General features: G+C 59.9%; 3 protein-coding genes. All 3 read left to right on the top strand.

All coding sequences use genetic code 11. The annotated features are described in order from the left end of the window. Positions 1–72 precede the first annotated feature (72 nt). Positions 73–2,583 carry a hypothetical protein gene (locus Q0J81_RS10505; protein WP_294447731.1) on the top strand — a complete coding sequence of 837 codons (2,511 nt, stop codon included), beginning with the start codon at positions 73–75 and terminating at the stop codon, positions 2,581–2,583. A gap of 810 nt (positions 2,584–3,393) precedes the next feature. Next, complete coding sequence (locus Q0J81_RS10500; protein ID WP_294447727.1) at positions 3,394–4,674, top strand: cache domain-containing protein; 1,281 nt, start codon at positions 3,394–3,396, stop codon at positions 4,672–4,674. Positions 4,675–4,728: 54 nt separating this feature from the next. Then, positions 4,729–5,046 (top strand): histidine kinase dimerization/phospho-acceptor domain-containing protein (locus Q0J81_RS10495; protein ID WP_294447724.1); only part of this gene is annotated, 318 nt, incomplete at its 3' end.

Below are 5,046 nucleotides of genomic sequence, written 5' to 3'. Positions count from 1 at the left end.
CTTTTCTGTCTTTCCTGCGTTTCTTGCCTTTTGCCTTCGGTTTTTTATAGAAGGGGAGAGGAGGACAGGAACATGAGCGGGACAGAGAAGGCGACGCCGCGTTTCATTGAGGTCAGGGGAGCGCGGGTGCACAATCTGAAGGGCGTGTCGGTCAACGTGCCGCTGAACGAAGTGGTGGCCATTGCCGGGGTATCGGGTTCGGGCAAGTCGTCGCTGGCGCTCGGGGTCTTGTATGCCGAGGGTTCGCGGCGGTATCTGGAAGCGCTTTCGACGTACACGAGGCGGCGCATGACGCAGGCGGCGAAGCCGCAGGTCGACGAGGTGCTGCACGTTCCGGCGGCGCTGGCGCTGCGTCAGCGGCCCGGCATTGCGGGCATACGCAGCACCTTCGGTACAGGCACGGAGCTTTTGAACGGTCTGCGGCTCATGTTTTCGCGGCTGGCGAGTCACCGGTGTCCTAACGGTCATTATGTTGCGCCGTCGCTGGCGGTGGCGGCGGGAAAGCCGCTGCGCTGTCCCGAGTGCGGGGCCGAATGGTTTGCGCCTTCGGCGGAAGAGCTTGCGTTCAACAGTCAGGGGGCGTGCCGCACGTGCAACGGCACGGGCTTTGTGCGCACGGTGGATCGTTCCACGCTGGTGCCGGACGAGTCGCTCACCATCGACGAAGGCGCGGTGGCGCCGTGGAACTCGCTCATCTGGTCGCTCATGACGGACGTGTGCCGCGCCATGGGGGTTCGCACGAACGTGCCGTTTTGCGAGCTGACGGAAGCGGAAAAGGCCATTGTCTACGACGGCCCGGCCGAAAAGAAGCACATCTTCTACAAGGCGAAGAACACGAATCAGGCGGGAGAGCTCGACTTTACCTATTACAACGCGGTGTATACCGTGGAAAACGCGCTGGCCAGGGTGAAGGACGAAAAAGGCATGAAGCGCGTGGAAAAATTTTTGCGGGAAGACGTATGCCCCGACTGCGGCGGCACGCGGCTCTGTGAGGCGGCCCGCGCGCCGAAACTGCTCGGCCGCTCGCTGGACGAGGTGTGCGCCATGAGCCTCGATGCCCTGACCGGCTGGGTGAAAAGCGTGCCCGACGCGCTTGCCGAACCCATGCGGCCCATGGCCCGGAGCATTGCGGAATCCTTTGAAGGCACGGCGCGCCGTCTGCTGGAACTCGGTCTCGGCTATCTGTCGCTCGACCGCGCCGCCTCCACGCTTTCCACCGGAGAGCGGCAGAGAATGCAGCTTGCCCGCGCGGTGCGCAATCGCACCACGGGAGTTCTGTACGTGCTGGACGAACCTTCCATAGGGCTGCACCCGTCCAACATTGCCGGGCTGACCGGCGTGATGCGCGACCTTGTGGCCGACGGCAACTCCGTGCTGCTCGTGGATCACGACGCGCAGATTCTCTCCGGCGCGGACTGGATCATAGAAATGGGCCCGGAAGCCGGAGAGAGAGGCGGCAACGTGATTGCTCAGGGAAGCGTGGCTGAGCTTTCCTCCTCGCCCGATTCCCGCATAGGCCCCTTCCTCGGCGGCGGCAGGCTTCAGCGCCTGCGCCCCCGCGTGAGCGATGACGCCTTGTTCGCGCTCGGCGCCGTTCACCTTTCCACAGATGGCATTCATACCGTGCGTCCGCTCGAGGTGGACATTCCCAAAGGAAGGCTCACCGTGGTGACCGGCGTTTCCGGCTCCGGCAAGACCACGCTCATACTTGAAAGTCTGGCTCCGGCCCTGAACGCTCTCGCCCGCGGCGAAAAGCTCCCCGAACACGTGCGCGAGGTGCGCGCCGGGGGCATAACGCAGGTCAGGCTCATCGACGCCAGTCCCATAGGCATCAACGTGCGTTCCACCGTGGCCACCTACGCCAACGTGCACGACGAACTCAGAAAGATCTTCGCCCGCACCCCCGACGCCCGCGCCCTCGGCCTAAAAGCCGGAGATTTTTCCTACAATACCGGAAAGCTGCGCTGCCCCGTCTGCGACGGCACCGGCGTGATCAGCCTTGACGTGCAGTTTCTGCCCGACGTGGACGTGCCCTGTCCCCAATGCCGCGGCTCCCGCTACGGCAGCGACGCCGACAGGGTGGTCTATGTGAACAGGGCCGGACATTCCTGCACCATGCCCCGGCTCATGGACATGGACGTTCGCGAAGCCCTCACGGTCTGCGCCGATCTCAAGCTCGTGCGCCGACGCCTCGAAACCCTGAACAGTCTCGGCCTCGGCTACCTCACCCTCGGCGAAGAAACGCCCAGTCTCTCCGGAGGCGAGGCCCAGCGCCTCAAACTCGCCGGCGACATGGGCCGCGCCCAGCACGACTCCGTCTTCATCTTCGACGAACCTACCATAGGCCTCCATCCCCTCGACGTTCAAACCCTGCTGCGCGTGTTTCAGGCCCTCATCGACAACGGCGCTACCGTCGTCGTCATCGAACACGACATGGACGTCATGGCCAACGCCGACTTCATCATCGACATGGGCCCCGGCGGAGGTCATGCCGGCGGCACCATCGTCGCCACCGGCTCCCCCGAACGCATCGCCGCCACGCCGGAAAGCCTCACCGGACAGTATCTCGCCAGAAGGCTGTAAAAAGACAGGAAAGTGGAAGGGGACAGGCAGGAGCAGCCGGGGCGCCGCCCCGGACCCCGGAAACGCAGGAAACGCAGGAAACGCAGGAAAGGCAATGCGGGGGAGATAATCCCCCCCGCGCCCCCCTGTTTCGCCTTGCGGCTTCGCCGCGCGGCGGGCTCGTGCGGATGCCGGAAGTCGGGTTTTGAAAGGGCGGGGAAAAAGGCGTGTGGCGCAAAGGCCGGAAGGCTCGGCGGGCGCGTTTCGGGCTGCAATCTCAGTGCAGGCGTGCGCCCTGCGCCCGCCTGCGGCTGGCCGACCGATGTTCCCGCGTTGCGGCAACATCGGTGTTGTTGGAAGGATTTCCAGATTGTTAAGGGGAGATCTTCGGGTCAACGCTCCGGGAAGCCTTTGTTTGCAAAGGACAGCCTTCTCTCGAAGCTCGGGGGCCCGCGACCAGCCTTCAGGCGGTCGCGCCGACGGGCATGAATAGCCGGAATTCACTTCCGGCGTTAAATGCCATGCCCGTCGTACAGGCCCTGCGTTCGTACGGCGTGTCCGGGGCAGACGGGCGTGCGCGGTACTCGGGCGTTGGGCAGGAAAAAGCCGCCGCAGGATGAAGGGGCCGTCCTGCATGTCCCGTTCGCGCAGGTTTTCTTCTCCACAGAGAGAATATAAGTTGATTTTGCCTGTAAAGTGGCTACCATTGACCGTCGGCGTTGCCATAAATCCATCAGAGGCTGTCAGCTCAGAGTGTCGGAGAAAACGATTGCGCCGTCACAGACCGTTCATGATGGCGTGTCATGATGACGTTCATCCTGCGGGGTAAATATGAAGACTCCAGTAAAAAGCATATCGTATGTTGCAAGAAGCGCAACGTTCAGCATTTCCATATTCGTGGTCATGCTGATGTTTTCCTTCATCGGCTATCAGATCATGAAGATGAATCTCCTGAAGAATGCCCAGAGCTTCGGAGACAATCTGTCGCGTACCTACTCTCTGGAACAGCAGAGCAATTTTGAGTTCTATTCCGTGCTTCTTTCCTTCGGCGTGACCATTGTGGACAACAGCGAACCGCAGGAAATCGAAGAGAAGATGATGGATTTTTTCCGGCAGATGCAGAATCTTCTCGGGGATAAGACCATTGATCCGTATCTTGTCTCGAAGGACTCCGTCGTGGCGCTCAATCCGTGGGACGGTGACGACACCTACGATTTCAGCAGCGCCGTATGGTATCGGCAGGCCATGGAGAATCCCGACAGCGTCATCTTTACCGAGGCCTACACCGATGCCATTTATCACAAGCCCGTCATCACCATTGCCAGAAAGTGCGGCACGGGGGCCGTTCTGGCCTTTGATATATTTTCTGAAAACATACGTTTTTCCAGTAACATAGCGGGCAAAAACAAAGAAATTTCGTTTTTTCTCTGCGACAGACAGGGAACGCTGCTCTTTTCGGAAACGGCCCGGGAATATCCGCAGGGCGTGGTTCAGACATATATAAAAGGCCTGTTTGAGCGCATCAAGAAAAACGAGCTGGCAGGCTATGCCACCAGCGTCGTCGACATGGACGGAGAGAAGCGCGGCGTCTATTATTACGAGATGCCCAACGGCTGGATTTCCATACTCACCATACCGTTCAGTCTGATTCTGCGGGATCTTGATTCCTTTGTGTGGCTGTTCTGCTCCGTGGTGGTGCTGCTGCTTGTGGGCATGGCCATGGTTACCTGGCGCAACATCTGCAATCAGCGCAGCATTGCGCGCACGAACGAGGCCGTGCAGGCGCTGGGCAACCGGTATTATGCCATTTACCGCGTGAACTATGCCCATGAGCGGTATGAGATCATCAAGTGTTCCGATTCCATGAGAAGCAGGCTGCCGCAGAGCGGTCCCTACGCCGATCTGCTTCAGGTCGTCTGCGGAGAGCTGCAGGCCGAGTTTCTTCAGGAGTATCTGGACAAATTTTCTCTGTCGAGCATACGGTCGCACGTCGCGCATCGGATTGAGGATTTCGGCGGCGATTTCAGACTGCGCATGGGCAATGTCTGTCACTGGGGCAGCGTGCGGGCAATCCATTTCGATTCCATGGACAGTCAGGAAGTCATTCTCTGATTCCGGGAAATCGAGGCGGAAAAACAGAAGCAGCTGGAAGAGCATACGCTGCTCGTGAACTCGCTCAACAAGGCCGTGCAGAGCGACAAGGCAAGACAGGTATTTTTCAGCAACATATCCCATGAAATGCGCACGCCGCTCAACGCCGTCATCAATCTGACCAAGGTGGCGAAAACTGTGGTGCAAGACCCGCAAAAGAGCGCGGATTATCTTGCAAAAATAGAAAAGTCCAGCCTGCACCTGCTTCAGCTCGTCAACGACATTCTGGAAATGTCCCGCCTCGCGCAGGGCAAAGTGGAACTCAAGCTGCAACGCCTGGATCTGCGGGAATGTCTGGAAGAGTGCTTCAGTCCGTTTAAAATTCAGGCCGAC

It is taken from the genome of uncultured Mailhella sp. (assembly GCF_944324575.1).
Classification (GTDB): domain Bacteria; phylum Desulfobacterota; class Desulfovibrionia; order Desulfovibrionales; family Desulfovibrionaceae; genus Mailhella.
Note: the sequence above shows the minus strand (reverse complement) of the source record. Positions and strands in the feature narration are given on the sequence as shown.